The following is a 16,363-nucleotide window of genomic DNA, read 5'->3' on the forward strand; positions in this document are numbered from 1 at the left end:
AGACCATTCTCGATGATCTGCAGTTCCACGACTTCGCCATTTATACCAATCTGGAAAATTAACTGGTCAGGTCTATCCACCTTCTCGAGCACATTGGGTGACTATTTTGGATCAATCCAAAACCGATTCTATGCATCGCAGACTTTGGAGATGATGTCGTCGTAATACGTAAAAGATTGGTTGCCTCAACCAACGCCATACTTGTTCGATAAGGTTTAGCTCTGGGGAATAAGGTGGAAGTTTGATGACACTGACATTTCAAAGTCACTGGCAATTTCTTCTGTATGTCATCCTCCACCATCCATAACAACGACGGCGCGGCATCCCTCCTCCGTGACTGCCAATATTTGTTTTAAGTGCTCTATCATGATGTATTTATTAACCCAAGAGACAACGATAGCCTCACAGATTCCTTTTCTGGGACAGATTGAACCGAACAGATAAGCATACTCAAATTGTTGTTGCTTCACGGCTCTTGGGCGATTTGTGTGTGAGTACCCATCTTTGAAATGAGCAAGGGCTAACAGTCTCATTTTAATCTGAATGGATTTTTGCTGACTTGTGAGCTTTTTAAGTCGACATTAAGGATTTAATGATAGTGGTTTAGGTCGATAAATAGCGAACACATATAGAGCACTTTTTACTAATAGTTATAAGGTTTTTAGATAAGCGAGTTTTTAGCGATGTTATTGTGGGGACTGCGTAGGACGGAGATTTCTTAGTAAAGAGGCTATTGTGGTCAGAAAGGGGGAACTTATATTTAAGAAACTCTTTGTATTTTTAAGTGACCGGCTTGATAAAGCTTAAGATCTGGCAGGTTTTCGTAAGCTAGGGTGACTTGATTGCGTCCTGAGTGCTTTGAATAGTACATCGCTTTATCGGCCTCGATTAGAAGCTCTTTTGAGTTGGATTGTTGTGAATTCAACTCTGCTACACCGATACTAACAGTGGTCGTAATTTCAACGTCATCGACATGACAGATCGTTGCTTGTATAGCTTGGCGGATGCGTTCAGCTACTTCATACGCTTGAATCGCATTCGTATCTGTTAAGATTACTGCGAACTCTTCTCCTCCCAATCGACCTATAAAGTCGCTGCCACGAATGACTCCTTGGCAAACGTGAGCAATGCGAGTGATAACATGATCACCAGAAAAATGGCCAACTTTATCATTAATATCTTTGAAGTGATCAATATCGATCATCAAGCATGAAAGTGTTTTAGAACGTTTTGTATGTTGAATGATCGCATTATCTAAATTGGAGACAAACGCCCGACGGTTGAGAAGACCAGTAAGTGCATCAGTTTCTGATAATTGTTTAAGGCGTTGCTCTAGTAAATGAGTCTTGGTGATATCACGTACAGACCAGATCACCAGTTTGTTTGCATTTTCAGGAGCGTTAACTGGTTTTATAATTGCCTCAAACCACATTTCTTCTGGATTTTCCAACGCTTCTAGCTCTTCTATAGGCAGGAGTAGGTGATCATGCAGAGAAAGGTTGTATTTCACGACTTTCGTTTCGTTATCTTGCATAACGTCAAAAATGAACCCCATGAGTTCGTCTGCTTTGGTCGGGGAAAGGACATCGCTAAGCTGTAAGCCAGTGTAGCGTTCTGCGTTGAACGTTTTGGAGTGGTGGGTTCCACCAAAGCTTTCAATATAGCGCCCGCTTTCGTCTAGGATAAACACATGATCCGGTAGGGTGTTTAAAATGGCTTCTAACCATGTTTCCCTTTCTTTATAAATCATGTGGTTACTTTCCTTCTTCTCGGCAAGTAGCCGATTATATAGGTTTGTATTGATGACACAATCAATATGGATCACATAATGGTTTATCGATTCAGCTAATCTGTGTGTGTTAGCTTTTGAGCTGTTTGAGTGAAATTTTTATAGCACTTTGTTTCGTCCGGGTGTAGGCTCTTGCCTGTATATTTTTGAGACAAAAATTCATGTTATATCTCTTGTTTAAAAACTTCGTAAGAAGGCTGAACTCCGTGCATAAAACGCGATGAAGTGTTGCTCGGAGTCATAAATTATCTTCATCAGATGTGGAAATACGTGCACAGCTAAGCTGGAAAATGCGTAGGTTGTATTACATCTGAGTAAAGACAAGAGACCGCCGGTGATATTTCATCACCGGCTTTTTTGTATCTGAAGTTTGAAATCAGATATGAAGTTACCCATAGTTGAAATAGGGGCCGGTATGTAAGTACCGGCCCTTTTTATTTGGTAAAAAACATGAGTGTGTTACACGTTAAAAATATGTCCTATCAGGTTGTTGATCATCACCTATATAGCCATTCCCACTTCACTATTCATGCTGGAGAGCATGTAGGAATCACCGGTGCAAACGGAGTAGGAAAAAGTACGTTGTTAAAGTTGCTTGTTGGTGAAATTTCTGCCGATGAGGGAGATATTCATTGGCAGCCAAACTTAGAGATTGGCTATCTTGATCAACATCTTGTGGTTGATAAAACTCAGACGATTAGAGAATGTTTACAATCGGCATTTAATGAGTTGTTTGAAGCTGAACGTGAATTATTTTCTTTGTATCAAGAGATGGCTGAATCTGCATCGCCTTCTTTGCTTCGCCGAGTTGCTAAGTTACAAACGGAATTGGAAGCCCAAGGCTTTTACGCCTTACATGCCCAAATTGAAAGTGTATCCGCAGGGCTTGGTATACAGCAGTTGGGACTGGATACTCTAATGAGTGCGTTAAGTGGTGGGCAACGCCATAAGGTCTTATTAGCGCGCTTATTGTTGCGTGAACCAGACGCCTTATTGTTAGATGAGCCGACTAACTATCTTGATGCAACTCATATTGAGTGGTTGAAGAGTTATCTCAATGCTTATGTAGGAACCGTACTGTTGGTGTCTCATGATGTGAGTTTCCTGAATGCGGTTACTACCTGCATCTGTGATATCGACTATCAAAAAATCCAGAAATACACCGGCTCATACCACAAAGCAATGGCGCAAAAGCGACACAACAATTCGCTGTTGGAAAAAGAGTACCGCGCACAGCAAGCAGAGATTAAGAAACTGGAACAGTTTATTGCGAAAAATAGCGCAGGTGTGAATGCGAGCATTGCGAAGGGACGTAAGAAGCAATTGGATAAAATTGAAAGGGTTCAGTTGCATAAAACAGATACCGTGACTGAATTTGATTTTTCTTATGCGCCTATTGGACATCAAAGTGTTATTAGCGCCGAAGCGTTGAGCATTGGCTATCAAACGCCTTTACTGTCACCGATTGATATCACTGTCGCACGAGGAGAAAAGTTAGTGATTGAGGGCTTCAATGGCGTAGGGAAGTCGACATTGCTTAAAACGCTAATGGGGGAGGTGCTTCCACTCTCTGGTGAAATGACGTTTGCACAAGGTCTTAAGATCGGTTACTTCGCTCAAGACCTATCTTGGCGTCATCCGGATCATACACCGGAGCAAGAGGTGTGTGCGGTCGATTCTTCAATCAATAGTAAATCGGCTCGTAAGCTGTTAGCACGCTTCGGGATAAAGGGTGATAAAGCACTACGTCGCTTAGAGGCGTTGAGTGGTGGAGAGCAAACTCGCGTTAAGCTTTGTTGTTTAGCAACACGAGGCTGCAATGTACTCATTCTCGATGAGCCAACTACGCATCTTGATACCAGCAGTAAAGATGCGTTGAAGCAGGCGCTACAACGTTTTGCGGGCAGTGTCATCTTGGTTTCACACGAGAAGGCATTTATCCAAGATTGGCCAGACAGAATCGTCGATATCGCGACCTTAGCGGAGCTTTCGTTGCAAGCGGAGGTTGAAGCATGATTCAGTCGATAGCGTTGTTCCTTATTGCATTTCTGGTAGGTGCTGACGAATTGCTGCTTGGCTCAATTTTAGAACCTATCGGAGGTGATCTTGGTGTTCCACCGAGCCAGGTGACACTCTTTATTACGGCGTATAGTCTAGCGATTGCGTTTTGTGCGCCTTATTTAGGGCGCTGGTCGGATCGAGTAGGGCGTCTTCGCCTTATGCTGCCTGCTTGTTTCGTTTTTGGCATCTCCTCGATTCTGACTGGCTTGGTTAGCCACTTTGAATTGGCTCTAGTCACTCGTGTTGTTACGGGCATTGCTAGCGCAGGAATGCTGCCAATCGCATTTGCGTTGGCTGGTGATGCAAAAGGTGGGCGCTCGATGCGGCATATTGTGATGGTGCAAGCTGGATTGACATTAGGCATGATAACCAGCCCTGCTATCGGCGCACTGATCACACAGCTCTTATCATGGAGAGCAGCTTTTATCATTTTAGGGATGGCGGCACTTGCTGTTGGGGCCTTAGTTTGGGGATGCATGAGAGAGCCTCACGATCAGAACGAGCGGTTAATGACATTACCTCCCGTTATAGAGGCATTTCGCCTTCCTGGAGCGTTGGGTGCGATTGCGGCTATGTGTTTTGGCTTAGGTGGTGGTATTGGTGTGTTCAATCTCATTGGGCTCAATATGCGAGATGTCGCGGGACTGTCGATAAGTTGGATTGGCATGATGTACGCAGCTTTAGGAATCGTGAGTGTTCTTGGAAATCTACTCACGACTCGAGCTTCTCATCGCCTTGGAAGTGGCCGAGCTGTAATGCGTATTGCGCTTGTGGTGTGCATGCCATGTAGCATCTGGGTATTTGCGTGTGGTGCGAGCCAATTCGTGGCCTATCTTCCCATATTGGCAATTTGGTCGTTGGCAGGCGGTATAGGCTCTCCGGCTCTACAGGCTTATATAGCGAGCTTATCGGATGAATATCGAGGAGTTCTAATGTCATCTGCGATGAGCATGATGCACTTTGGCGTCGCAATTTGGTCTGCGCTTGCTGGATTTGCCTATGATGTAGGGAGTGAATGGGTCGCTGTATTGGCCGTATTACTCTTTGGCTTCGCTATCGCAGCATTGAAGCCCATTCAGGAAACGGAGCAACTCCAGCGCTACTCATAAAAGAGTGTGAATCGCGTGATGCGAAAGTGTCACGCGTGTTTCTTTACTAATATTTTTAGATCAGTAGATAAAGAAAAGCCGCTACCCGAAGGTAACGGCTTGTTCCAAATACTTTTGAAATCCGGTCTTAGTTCATGCCGTATTTCTTAAGTTTCTTGCGAAGAGTACCGCGGTTGATACCCATCATAGTTGCTGCGCGAGTTTGGTTACCGCGAGTGTACTGCATGATAGTATCTAATAGTGGCTGTTCAACTTCAGCTAGAACTAATTCGTATAGTTCTGTTACTTCCTGGCCATTTAGTTGAGCAAGGTAGTTTTTAAGAGACGCTTTAACAGAGTCACGTAAAGGCTTTTGAGTAATCTGGTCTTGTGACGTTACTGTAGTTACTGTTAATGCTTCTGAAGTCAGATTTTGTTCGAACATATTCGGTCTAGCTCTTCTCTTAATTATGATGCAACGTTATCAAAATAACCTTCTAGCGCTTCAATTTGCAGCGGAGCTGCGTCGATAGCGTTGAAGGTACGGCGAAACTCACTCGCTTGTTCATGTTCTTTCAGATACCAACCTACGTGCTTACGCGCGATACGTGGACCTAAATACTCACCATAAAATTCATGAAGAGCATTCACATGACCAAGCATAATGGTTTTCACTTCCTGAGTGGGAAGCTCATCCATAGTGGTGCCGTTTTCCAAATAGTGATGGATTTCCTGGAAAATCCAAGGACGACCCTGGGCAGGGCGTCCAATCATTAAAGCGTCCGCACCGGTGTACTCCAGTACAAATTTGGCTTTCTCCGGGCTATCGATATCACCGTTCGCGATAACCGGAATTGAAATCGCCTCTTTTACCGCTTTAATGCTGTCGTATTCGGCCTCACCTTTGTACATACACGCTTTTGTTCTGCCATGCAGGGCAAGAGCTTGTATGCCGCAGTCTTCGGCTAATTTAGCGATTTGGACACAGTTTTTGTTTTCTGTATCCCAGCCTGTTCGGGTCTTTAACGTTACAGGAACGTCTACCGCATTCACTACCGCTTTCAAAATCTCTTCGATAATGGTTGGGTATTGAAGCAGTGCAGAGCCCGCCAGCTTCTTATTCACTTTTTTTGCCGGGCAGCCCATGTTGATGTCGATGATTTGCGCACCGTTTTCAACACTGAATTGAGCTGCATCTGCCATAAGCTGTGGATCGGAACCGGCAATTTGTACAGAGCGAATGCCCGATTCGCCTTCATGTACCATGCGCTGTTTCGACTTCGACGTTTTCCATAGTTTTGGGTTGGCGGACATCATTTCACTGACGGCCATGCCCGCACCATAACGAAGACACAACTCGCGGAACGGTCTATCCGTTACACCAGCCATAGGGGCTACGATTAGATTGTTCTTAAGTTGGTAGTTTCCGATTTTCAAAACGTCATCACAGTTCTGTGCCAGCAAGGGCGCGCATTTTACGCATTTTTTCACTGCGTGAAAAGACTAATATTTGAGCATTTACAAATTGTTTTTGTAAATTGTATGAATTTCAAACAATTAGCCCTGAAAACCTTGTCTAGCCTTGCTTACGACCAGAGATGCGACACCATTCGCTTTGCTCAACGATAGGGTCAATGTGAAGCTCATCACGGTAATAGCTTGCAACATCTTCCGCTTGCGTGTCCAAAACACCAGACATTGCTAGGGCGCCATTTGGCTTAACTAGGCCTTTAATGATTGGTGCAAGTTCACGTAGTGGGCCAGCAAGAATGTTAGCAACAACCACGTCTGCAATCAGACCTTCTGGTTGGTTTTGAGGAAGGTATACTTCTAGTTTTTCGGCAACGCCGTTACGCTCTGCGTTGTCTTTTGAAGCAAGTAGCGCTTGAGGATCAATGTCGATCCCGATAACTTTTTCTGCACCCAGTTTGATCGCTGCGATCGCAAGAATGCCTGAGCCACAACCGAAGTCGATAACGGTTTTACCGCTTAAGTCCATGCTTTCTAGCCACTCAAGACAAAGTGCGGTTGTTGGGTGAGTACCAGTACCGAATGCAAGACCTGGATCCAGCATTACGTTGACAGCGTCTGGTTCTGGCACTTCACGCCAGCTTGGGCAAATCCATAGGCGCTCACCAAATTTCATTGGGTGGAAGTTTTCCATCCACTCGCGTTCCCAGTCTTTGTCTTCAAGCTGTTCAACTTTGTAAGCAAAATTTTCTGCTAGCATATTGCTTGCTTTGATTTGGTCGATGATGAAGTTGGTATCGGCTTCTGCATCGTACAGTGCCAGAATGTCAGTATCGCCCCATAAGCGAGTCTCGCCAGGTAGAGGTTCGAATACAGGTGTATCCTGCGCGTCTAAGAAAGTTACAGACAGCGCACCAGTCTCTTCCATTAGCATGTCGCCGATTTGCTCGGCGTTTTCATTGGTCGCGTTGAGTTTGATTTGAATCCAAGGCATTTGTTTTTGCTCTTAAAGTGAATGAAGTGGCGCAGAGTTTACCAGAACTCTGCGATTTGTTTGAGTATAGACTTTATACAAAACAAAAATGCCCACAGATGTGGGCATTTATTTAGAGGTTCGCTGAGGCTTATTGTAGGCCTAGTTTCTTCTCTAGGTAGTGAATGTTCGCACCGCCGTGTTGGAAGTTTTCATCATTCATGATTGACACTTGCAGTGGCACGTTAGTTTTAATGCCTTCGATGATCATCTCACCCAGTGCATTTTTCATACGTGCAATCGCTACGTCACGGTTTTCACCGTAAGTGATCAGCTTACCGATCATTGAATCGTAGTGAGGTGGCACTGTGTAACCAGAGTAGATGTGCGATTCCCAACGAACACCCATGCCGCCTGGCGCGTGGAAGCGTTGAATCTTACCTGGAGACGGTAGGAAGCGCTCTGGGTCTTCTGCGTTGATACGACACTCAATCGCATGGCCGCGGATCTTGATGTCATCTTGAGTGAATGACAGTGGTTGACCTGCTGCTACGCGAAGCTGTTCTTTGATTAGGTCGATACCGGTAACCATTTCTGTTACTGGGTGTTCTACCTGAATACGAGTGTTCATTTCGATGAAGTAGAACTCACCGTTCTCGTATAGGAATTCGAATGTACCTGCGCCGCGGTAACCAATTTCAAGACATGCACGAGTACAACGTTCACCGATGTACTTACGCATCTCTTCAGTAATGCCCGGAGCTGGTGCTTCTTCCACAACTTTCTGGTGACGACGCTGCATAGAACAGTCACGCTCGCCTAGGTGAATTGCACCACCTTGGCCGTCAGCAATAACCTGAACTTCAACGTGACGTGGGTTTTCCAGGAATTTCTCCATGTAAACCATGTCGTTGTTGAATGCTGCTTTTGCTTCTGCGCGTGTCATAGCAATCGCCTGGACCAGGTCTTTTTCAGCACGGACAACGCGCATACCACGACCGCCGCCGCCGCCAGATGCTTTAATGATGACAGGGTAGCCGATACGCTTAGCGTGAGCTTTGTTCTTGTCTTCGTCGTTATCTAGTGGACCGTCTGAGCCAGGTACACATGGAACGCCCGCTTTTTTCATTGCGGTGATCGCTGATACTTTGTCGCCCATCATGCGGATAGTGTCCGCTTTTGGACCAACGAAGATGAAACCACTGCGCTCAACTTGCTCTGCGAAGTCAGCGTTTTCTGACAAGAAGCCGTAACCTGGGTGGATAGCTACCGCGCCAGTTACTTCTGCTGCAGAAATGATGCGTGGGATGTTTAGGTAGCTGTCGATACCACGAGCAGGGCCGATACACACGGTTTCATCTGCAAGTAGTACGTGCTTAAGATCGCGGTCAGCTGTTGAGTGAACAGCAACGGTCTTAATACCTAATTCTTTACAAGCGCGAAGAATACGAAGTGCAATTTCACCTCGGTTCGCGATGACTACTTTGTCTAGCATAAGGCAAGCCTCGCTTATTCGATTACAACTAGAGGTTGGTCGAATTCAACTGGTTGGCCGTCTTCAACTAGGATTGCAGTAACAACGCCAGATTTGTCCGCTTCGATTTGGTTCATCATCTTCATTGCTTCAACGATACATAGCGTGTCGCCAGCGTTAACTTTTTGGCCCACTTCTACGAATGATTTCGCATCAGGACTTGGAGAGCGGTAGAAAGTACCAACCATTGGAGAAAGAACTTGGTGACCTGCAGGTACCGCTGCTGCTGGAGCTTCAGCTGCTGGCGCGTCTGCTACAGGTGCTGCTACTGGAGCAGGTGCTGCTACTGGAGCCGCTGCGTAGTGAACTGGTGCTGGAGCTGCTGTGCCGTGACGACTGATGCGTACTGACTCTTCACCTTCAGAAATCTCTAGCTCAGCAATGCCAGACTCTTCAACTAACTCGATTAGCTTCTTGATTTTACGAATATCCATCTTTTCTTTCTCTTTTATCTTGTGATTAAGACAACCCCTGTGGGGTTGCAGAGTGTTAGGGTTACTTTGCCTGTAGCTTGTTAATCGCGGCAGACAGAGCGAATTCATAACCTTGTGCGCCTAAACCGCAGATCACGCCTTCTGCCTTATCAGACAGGTAAGAGTGATGACGAAACGGCTCACGTGCATGCACGTTCGATAGGTGCACCTCGATAAATGGGATGGCCACGCCAAGTAATGCATCTCGCAGTGCTACACTGGTGTGAGTGAAAGCAGCTGGATTGATGATGATGAAATCAATCTTACCGTAAGCGGCATGAATGGCTTCAATCAGTTCGTACTCACGATTTGATTGTAGGTGTTCCAATTCCACCCCTGCGTTGTGCGCTTGTTCAGTCAAAGCGTCCACAATTTGTGCTAGGGTGTTGTTACCATAGTGTGTCGGTTCACGCAGACCTAATAGGTTAAGATTTGGTCCGTTTAGAACAAGAATCCGTGACTTTGCAGACATTATGTTGCTATCTTCCCTTATCGTGAGTGGAACGTTTATATTCCCAAATATACGATAATTCAGCACGATTTTTTTGTTAAAACCGAGCAAATTTTAAAAAATCGACCAAGATTATAGCTAATTCATAGCAATTAGCAGCAATTTACTGGTCTAATCTCCCAATTGCCCGCCTCGTTTCTGTAACCAAGTTAACAAAAACAACATAATCACCATATCTATGTTGTGGTTAATTTGCGCCCAAAAGCAAAAAACCGCCATGCAAAGATGGCGGTTTTCGTTCACTGTTTAAAACAGGCTGGCGAGCTTATACCAGTTCTGCTTTTTCGGCGATGAGTTTGTCTACTACACTTGGATCGGCAAGCGTTGAAGTATCGCCTAGGTTGCTGGTATCACCTGTCGCAATCTTACGCAGAATACGACGCATGATCTTACCTGAACGAGTCTTTGGTAGAGAGTCTGTCCAGTGCAGTACGTCAGGCGTTGCAATTGGACCAATCTCTTTACGCACCCAATCTTTCACTTCTTTGTGCAGCTCTGCGGATGGGAATTCGCCATCGTTGAGCGTGATGTAGGCGTAGATCGCTTGGCCTTTGATGTCGTGTGGAATACCAACAATCGCGGCTTCGGCAATTTTGTGATGCGCGACTAGCGCAGATTCAATTTCAGCGGTGCCCATACGGTGTCCAGACACGTTCAGTACGTCATCGACGCGGCCAGTGATCCAGTAATAGCCGTCTTCGTCACGACGCGCTCCGTCACTGGTGAAGTACATGCCCTTAAAGGTTGAGAAGTAGGTTTGTTCGAAGCGTTCATGGTCGCCGTAAACCGTACGCATCTGACCTGGCCAAGAATCAAGAATTACCAAGTTACCTTCAGCCACGGTGTCTTCAAGGATATTACCCATGTTATCAACCAGTGCAGGTTGTACGCCGAAGAATGGGCGAGTTGCTGAACCTGGTTTGAGATCTGTCGCTCCCGGAAGTGGAGCGATCAAGATGCCGCCGGTTTCCGTTTGCCACCAAGTGTCGACGATAGGTGAATTTTCGTTTCCGATCGTTTTGTAGTACCACTCCCATGCCTCTGGGTTGATTGGTTCGCCCACTGAGCCCATGATGCGAAGGCTTGAGCGAGACGTGCCAGCAACCGCTTCGTTGCCTTTTGCCATCAACGCACGAATAGCCGTTGGTGCGGTGTACAGAATGTTCACTTGATGCTTATCGACCACTTCGCTCATACGGCTTGTGTTCGGGTAGTTTGGTACACCTTCGAACAGGATGGTTTTCGCGCCGTTCGCAAGTGGTCCGTAGATAAGGTACGTGTGGCCTGTAATCCAGCCTACGTCTGCGGTACACCAGAAGGTTTCACCTGGTTGGTAATCGAAGACGTATTTAAACGTCATGGCCGCATAAACAAGGTAGCCACCTGTGGTGTGAAGTACGCCTTTTGGTTTGCCTGTCGAGCCAGATGTGTAGAGGATGAACAGTGGGTCTTCCGCTTTCATCTCTTCTGGTGGACAAACATCAGATACTTTTGCGGTTGCTTCGTGCCACCAAACATCACGATGCTCATGCCAATCTACATTGCCGCCTGTGCGTTTTAGTACCACAACTTTGCTGATAGTTTTTACTTCTGGGTTAGTGAGTGCTTCGTCTACGTTCTTTTTCAGTGGAACGGCACGTCCACCGCGCACACCTTCGTCCGCAGTGATCACAACTTTCGCGTCAGAGTCGATGATACGACCAGACAGTGCTTCTGGTGAGAAACCACCAAACACCACGGTATGTACCGCGCCGATGCGTGTACACGCCAGCATAGCGATAGCTGCTTCTGGCACCATTGGCATGTATAAACACACCACGTCGCCTTTGCGCACGCCTTGGTCTTTTAATGCGTTAGAGAACTTGCACACTTCTTTGTGCAGTTCGTTGAAAGTCAGCGTTTTGTCGTCTGCTGGATCATCGCCTTCCCAGATGATCGCTACGTCGTCGCCGTGTTCTGCGAGATGACGGTCGATACAGTTTGCAGATACGTTCAGTGTGCCATCTTCAAACCAGCGAATGTCAACGTGGCCGGTGTCGAATGAGGTGCTTTTTACTTTGGTGAAAGGTTTGATCCAATCAACGATTTTGCCGTGCTCGTTCCAGAAGCCCTCTGGATCGGTGACCGACTGCTGATACATGGCTAGGTAGGTATCATTATCCGCGTGTGTATGAGTTTTAATATTTTCTTTTACCGGATAAACGTGGGCTTCGCTCATGGCTTCTCTCCTTGTGCCTTAATTCTCGGCCTTACACCAATCTACTTAAGATTCTGAATATGTATTTTTGTAGGGCTGTCTTTTGGTTCTTAAATACTCAGTCGTCCTAGAACGACGTTGTGCCTATAACTGTCAGTCACAGCGCGTATTTCCACAATTAGACTTTAGGATGAGACAGAGTGGTGTGCCGGAAAATGCTTGAAATAAAAGTAATTATGGGAGCTAGGTCAACAGGATTTATGTGTATGGCGCGGTGAGATTTGGCAGATCGCCCTTGGTGAGGCGCACAAAAACCAAGGCGGCAGAAATCGCATCTTGCAGCGCGTCGTGTTTATCTTGAATGGGCAGTTCAAGGTGCTTGCAAATCGCATCCAGACTTAAGTCGAAGTAGGCATTGGGTAAATGCCGTTCTAATTTGTCGTGATAAATCTGGCTGACTTCAATCAATGGGTTTGGCAGTGGGAAGCCGAGTTGCCTTTGGCAGGCAAGGTCGAGAATTTTTTTGTCATAGCGAATGTGATATCCGACTAAAGGACGGTTGCCGATGAACGTGAGCAGTTTCAGCAACGCTTCTTTCTCGCTGATACCATCAGCCAGATCTTGGTGGCGAATTTTATGAATCTTCACTGACCCAGAATCTAACGATTGGGGTGCACGTAAGCGTACTTCAAAAGGCTGACTGGTGAGGATGCGGTTGTCGATGATCTTGGTTGCCGCTATGGTTACCAACTCAGCACGGTTTGGATCAAGGCTGGTGGTCTCACAATCTAGAGACACAAACTCGGTTTTGTGTGGCGCACAAAACAGCGACTGATAAGGCGAGCCTTTCAGTTTGTAATGCCAATATTTGCGTTGTAACCAGTTCATCCTCTACGCCTCATTTTGACTTGTGTAAGCGCTTAATCGCGGATTTGATAGTGGAAGCCCAAGAACTGCTTAAACTTCTTCACCACATGCAAGCTATGACGCAGCAAGTCACGCTCGGTTCGGTCTAACTGTTTGATATCAATGTTGTTAAGTGTTTCTTGTTTACTCAATTGCTGATTAAGGCGAATCTTAAAGAACAGCTTCAACGCTTCGTTTAAGTTGTCTGCGGTCTCCGGTTCTAAGATGCGTTTTTTTCTTAGTGCTTCGATGCGTTCAAAGGTGTTTTTTTCTTCAATCGCATATTCCAACGACAAGGTGCGAATACCATGCACAATAGGGAAGATGCCACCACGTTTGATATCCAAGCCATCCTTGGCACTTTTTACGTTGCCAAACAGAGTAAGGGGCACGGAAAATTGCAAAGCAGGGCGCGTGAAATCCGACAAAACCAGCATGCGATCTTTCATGCTGTCTCTGAGGTGATTTGCTATTGGGGTGAGAAGCTCTCGATTTCCTGCTACTGCATGTGCGTCACTGAAAATCGCCAAGTCCATGATAGGTTCAGGCTCCGCCTTCGCAATCCAATGATCTAAGGTGTGGATCCACTCTTGCTGCGTTTTGACCCATTTCGGGTTGTTGACCATCACTTTTCCGGGGCAGAGTGGGTAACCAAGCTGCTGCAGTGTGTGGGTGAATGATTGCATCACTTGTTCGCAATGCGGCCATTCTAGCCCGTCTTCAATAATGAGCGCGTTGTCTTGGTCGGTCTTAAGAATTTGCTCGCCACGCCCTTCTGAGCCTAGCACGATCAAACAACAGTGGTCGTGCAAAGCGGGTGGCACCACCAGTTCAAAGGCTTTTTCGATAATTTGTTCGTTTACCGCAGAGATGAGCTCCATGATGAAGCGAGTACGGATACCGTTTCTCAGCAAGCTTTCTACCAGTTGACGTTGACGGTTTGAGGCCAACGCCAGTTCTTCTACGCTGCTTGCTCGTGCAATGCTGAGTGTTAACACGTGGGAGTGGGTCGAAAACGCGCTGAGAATCTGTGTCATGTCGAGCATGCCCACCGCGCGATTGCCTTCGCAGACCATCAAACGCTTCATGCGATTACGTGTCATGGTGATCATGGCGTTAAACAGAAAATCCCCGTTATCAACATGGTAGACAGGGAAAGTTGCGATCTCACCTACAGGTGTGTCCACGGCGCAATTATCCAACATAACCGAGTGCAGTATGTTGGTACGAGTCACGATGGCGTACGAGTGAGCTGACGGCCATTTTTCCAATCGCGGGTCGTCGTCATGGAGCTGAACCAATGCAGCATCGATGCCGTTATCTTTTAGAGTTCGAGTTACCTCGTTGATTGGCGTTTCTGGCGCGAGGATCATCGGCGGATGATAAATGCTGTTATCGACTTTGGTCAGAATAAATTCGGCCAAGTTTTGCTGTTGCTGCGCGGCTTCGATGAGTTCTTGTCGTTTGGATAAGTTGTTGTCGAAGTAAGCTGCGAACTGGCCATTCTCGTTATAAAGCTCGAGAAAAACGTCTTTTGGCAGCAAGTACGAAAGGGTGTCTTCCAGCGCGATGTATTGATGTCGAACGCATTCTTCAAACAGTGAACGCACATCAAACATGTCGTCATTAGCGTAGTGAGCGAACACTTCGGATTGGTCTTTGGAACGTTCTTCGACTGCGCCTTTGATCAATATGTGCAAGTGAGGGTTGGTCTGCCCGCTAGATAAAATGACATCTCGAGTTCGATAGTACGCCACATCTAAGGACGAGCGCAGCCGAGTTTGCTGAGCATCGGTCAGACGATCGAACGGGGGAGATTGCATATTAAATTTGTCAGGCATGGAGACACCTAAAATTGGGAGGAACACAGTATAAGTCTGACAAATTTCTTGCCGTAAGCCAGACGACTTTGGTCTAAACCGCTGGATATTGATGGGCGAATTTGGCGCATCAAAAGTCAGAATGACATCGAGGAAACGGTAAGTTGCCTATTCTTCCCTTTTTCTAATACGCATAGCGATCCATAATCCACGGTTCGAGCGATGGTGTTCCCGTTTTAGGATATTAGTAATGTTGAAACCTTCTCCGTATGGCTGGATTTCCCAGTACTTTCTCGGATTCTTTTTTGCGTATGGCGTTTACCTGCCATTTTGGTCGTTGTGGTTTAAAGAACAGGGCGTTTCTTCCACGGACATTGGTTTACTGGTTGGTTTAGGTTTGGCGACACGCTGCGTGGCTAACCTCGTCATTACCCCTCGTGTACACCGAGTTGAACATCTAATGCCAACGTTGCGTTGGTTGAGCTTTGCAGCCCTCATTTTTGTTGGTTTCCACTTTTTTACGGGCGGCAGTTTTTGGCTCATGGCATTGGCAACGGTGTTGTTTAACTTGTGTTGTGGTCCGGTAGTTCCGCTATCAGACGCGATGGCAAACTACTACGCTCGCTTGAAAATGTTGGATTACGGGCGCACGCGTTTGTGGGGGTCTATAGCCTTCATTGCGGGTTCAACGGTGGTGGGTTTCCTTGTCGCAGAATTTGGCTCGGATATGATTCTGTACACCGCGATGGTGGGGGTGTTCTTTTCATTGCTTTTCGCGATGCGCAGCATCAATCCAATGCCTGTCACTCGCGGTGACCAGCATGCTGAACGTCCGAAATTATCTGCACTGCTTACCGATAAATCAGTGGTGAAGTTCTTGGTTTTGGTATCGCTTATCCAAGGTAGCCATGCGGCGTACTACGGCTTTAGTGCCATTCACTGGAAAGCGGCGGGTCACTCAGAAGACGTGATCGGCTACTTGTGGAGTCTGGGCGTTGCGGCAGAAGTGGCTGTGTTTGCATTGAGTAAGCGTCTGTTTGCTGGTTGGGCGCTGCGCACGCTGTTTATTGTTGCAGCTTGTGGTGTGATGATGCGTTGGGGCATGACCGCTGCAACAACGTCTATCGTTGCGTTGGTTATCGTGCAACTTCTGCACGGTGTGACATTCGCGACGGCGCACATTGCGGCCATTCAATACATCCAAAACTCTGAAGAGCACAAAATGGTGGCGCTGCAAGCGCTATACAACGCGATCCCGCTTGGCGCATTTATCGCGCTGATGACGGTGCTCAGTGGTTGGGGATACGAGCACTGGGGCGCGTTGGTGTTCTGGGGTATGGCGGCAATGGGCCTATTGGCGCTGTTCATTAAATTGGACCCTCAAGAGCCTAGCCACAACGTGGTGGATGTGTCTGAAAAGGCACTTGAAACACAGAATTAGACTTCTGTGACAAAGGTTAAAAACTAATCTTTGTCTCCATTGTGAAAGCAGTGTTAAATGAAACCTCTCCCTCAAGGAGAGGTTTTTTATTTTCTGTAAG

General features: G+C 46.6%; 13 protein-coding genes and 1 pseudogene. 3 read left to right on the forward strand and 11 right to left on the reverse strand.

The window, feature by feature from the left end:
• Window positions 1-174 precede the first annotated feature (174 nt).
• Both ACF8CV_RS07120 and ACF8CV_RS07125 read right to left on the reverse strand, forming a co-directional pair.
• Window positions 175-482: pseudogene (locus ACF8CV_RS07120) on the reverse strand (transposase); the annotation flags it as partial.
• 278 nt (window positions 483-760) lie between these two features.
• Entirely contained in the window at window positions 761-1,750 is a 990-nt protein-coding gene (locus tag ACF8CV_RS07125) for a sensor domain-containing diguanylate cyclase (RefSeq protein ID WP_025590452.1), read from the reverse strand.
• A gap of 489 nt (window positions 1,751-2,239) precedes the next feature.
• On the opposite strand from ACF8CV_RS07125, the gene ACF8CV_RS07130 reads away from it, so the two are divergent.
• Together ACF8CV_RS07130 and ACF8CV_RS07135 are read left to right on the forward strand one after the other, a co-directional pair.
• Entirely contained in the window at window positions 2,240-3,805 is a 1,566-nt protein-coding gene (locus ACF8CV_RS07130; RefSeq protein WP_138938211.1) for an ABC-F family ATP-binding cassette domain-containing protein, read from the forward strand.
• Complete coding sequence (locus tag ACF8CV_RS07135) at window positions 3,802-4,959, forward strand: MFS transporter (RefSeq protein WP_138938210.1); 1,158 nt, start codon at window positions 3,802-3,804, stop codon at window positions 4,957-4,959. The genes ACF8CV_RS07130 and ACF8CV_RS07135 overlap by 4 nt, the downstream gene beginning before the upstream one ends.
• A 127-nt stretch (window positions 4,960-5,086) precedes the next feature.
• On the opposite strand, the gene fis is transcribed toward ACF8CV_RS07135, so the two are convergent.
• The 9 genes from fis to ACF8CV_RS07180 form a co-directional block, all read right to left on the reverse strand.
• The gene (fis, locus tag ACF8CV_RS07140; protein ID WP_000462885.1) at window positions 5,087-5,383 is read right to left on the reverse strand and encodes a DNA-binding transcriptional regulator Fis; all 297 of its coding nucleotides are present in this window, start codon (window positions 5,381-5,383) and stop codon (window positions 5,087-5,089) included.
• A gap of 23 nt (window positions 5,384-5,406) precedes the next feature.
• Window positions 5,407-6,375, reverse strand: coding sequence for a tRNA dihydrouridine synthase DusB (dusB, locus tag ACF8CV_RS07145; protein ID WP_047707150.1), 969 nt, complete (start codon window positions 6,373-6,375; stop codon window positions 5,407-5,409).
• Between the two features lie 139 nt (window positions 6,376-6,514).
• Window positions 6,515-7,402: a 50S ribosomal protein L11 methyltransferase gene (gene prmA / locus ACF8CV_RS07150; RefSeq protein ID WP_021484712.1), complete on the reverse strand. Its 888-nt coding sequence runs from the start codon at window positions 7,400-7,402 to the stop codon at window positions 6,515-6,517.
• Window positions 7,403-7,532: 130 nt separating this feature from the next.
• A complete protein-coding gene (gene accC / locus ACF8CV_RS07155; RefSeq protein ID WP_025627842.1) occupies window positions 7,533-8,876 on the reverse strand; it encodes an acetyl-CoA carboxylase biotin carboxylase subunit in 1,344 nt (447 codons plus the stop codon).
• A gap of 14 nt (window positions 8,877-8,890) precedes the next feature.
• The gene (gene accB / locus ACF8CV_RS07160) at window positions 8,891-9,349 is read right to left on the reverse strand and encodes an acetyl-CoA carboxylase biotin carboxyl carrier protein (protein WP_005459553.1); all 459 of its coding nucleotides are present in this window, start codon (window positions 9,347-9,349) and stop codon (window positions 8,891-8,893) included.
• A 61-nt stretch (window positions 9,350-9,410) separates the two neighbouring features.
• Window positions 9,411-9,860 (reverse strand): type II 3-dehydroquinate dehydratase, encoded by a 450-nt coding sequence (gene aroQ / locus ACF8CV_RS07165; protein WP_005478606.1) that lies wholly within the window; start codon window positions 9,858-9,860, stop codon window positions 9,411-9,413.
• A gap of 304 nt (window positions 9,861-10,164) precedes the next feature.
• Complete coding sequence (gene acs / locus ACF8CV_RS07170; protein ID WP_005458005.1) at window positions 10,165-12,117, reverse strand: acetate--CoA ligase; 1,953 nt, start codon at window positions 12,115-12,117, stop codon at window positions 10,165-10,167.
• Window positions 12,118-12,354: 237 nt separating this feature from the next.
• Window positions 12,355-12,984, reverse strand: a complete 630-nt coding sequence (locus tag ACF8CV_RS07175; protein WP_021449808.1) for a 3'-5' exonuclease — start codon at window positions 12,982-12,984, stop codon at window positions 12,355-12,357.
• A gap of 32 nt (window positions 12,985-13,016) precedes the next feature.
• Complete coding sequence (locus ACF8CV_RS07180) at window positions 13,017-14,843, reverse strand: DUF294 nucleotidyltransferase-like domain-containing protein (RefSeq protein WP_140117610.1); 1,827 nt, start codon at window positions 14,841-14,843, stop codon at window positions 13,017-13,019.
• Window positions 14,844-15,072: 229 nt separating this feature from the next.
• On the opposite strand from ACF8CV_RS07180, the gene ACF8CV_RS07185 reads away from it, so the two are divergent.
• The gene (locus ACF8CV_RS07185) at window positions 15,073-16,263 is read left to right on the forward strand and encodes a 3-phenylpropionate MFS transporter (protein WP_005458010.1); all 1,191 of its coding nucleotides are present in this window, start codon (window positions 15,073-15,075) and stop codon (window positions 16,261-16,263) included.
• Window positions 16,264-16,363: the final 100 nt, after the last annotated feature.

The organism is Vibrio sp. zbq_1 (assembly GCF_043102935.1).
Taxonomy (GTDB): Bacteria; Pseudomonadota; Gammaproteobacteria; order Enterobacterales; family Vibrionaceae; genus Vibrio; species Vibrio parahaemolyticus.

Coding starts and splice junctions, on each gene's coding strand:
- ACF8CV_RS07125 (WP_025590452.1), bottom strand. CDS start 1,750: ATGATTTATAAAGAAAGGGAAACATGGTTAGAAGCCATTTTAAACACC.
- ACF8CV_RS07130 (WP_138938211.1), top strand. CDS start 2,240: ATGAGTGTGTTACACGTTAAAAATATGTCCTATCAGGTTGTTGATCAT.
- ACF8CV_RS07135 (WP_138938210.1), top strand. CDS start 3,802: ATGATTCAGTCGATAGCGTTGTTCCTTATTGCATTTCTGGTAGGTGCT.
- fis (WP_000462885.1), bottom strand. CDS start 5,383: ATGTTCGAACAAAATCTGACTTCAGAAGCATTAACAGTAACTACAGTA.
- prmA (WP_021484712.1), bottom strand. CDS start 7,402: ATGCCTTGGATTCAAATCAAACTCAACGCGACCAATGAAAACGCCGAG.
- accC (WP_025627842.1), bottom strand. CDS start 8,876: ATGCTAGACAAAGTAGTCATCGCGAACCGAGGTGAAATTGCACTTCGT.
- accB (WP_005459553.1), bottom strand. CDS start 9,349: ATGGATATTCGTAAAATCAAGAAGCTAATCGAGTTAGTTGAAGAGTCT.
- aroQ (WP_005478606.1), bottom strand. CDS start 9,860: ATGTCTGCAAAGTCACGGATTCTTGTTCTAAACGGACCAAATCTTAAC.
- acs (WP_005458005.1), bottom strand. CDS start 12,117: ATGAGCGAAGCCCACGTTTATCCGGTAAAAGAAAATATTAAAACTCAT.
- ACF8CV_RS07175 (WP_021449808.1), bottom strand. CDS start 12,984: ATGAACTGGTTACAACGCAAATATTGGCATTACAAACTGAAAGGCTCG.
- ACF8CV_RS07180 (WP_140117610.1), bottom strand. CDS start 14,843: ATGCCTGACAAATTTAATATGCAATCTCCCCCGTTCGATCGTCTGACC.
- ACF8CV_RS07185 (WP_005458010.1), top strand. CDS start 15,073: ATGTTGAAACCTTCTCCGTATGGCTGGATTTCCCAGTACTTTCTCGGA.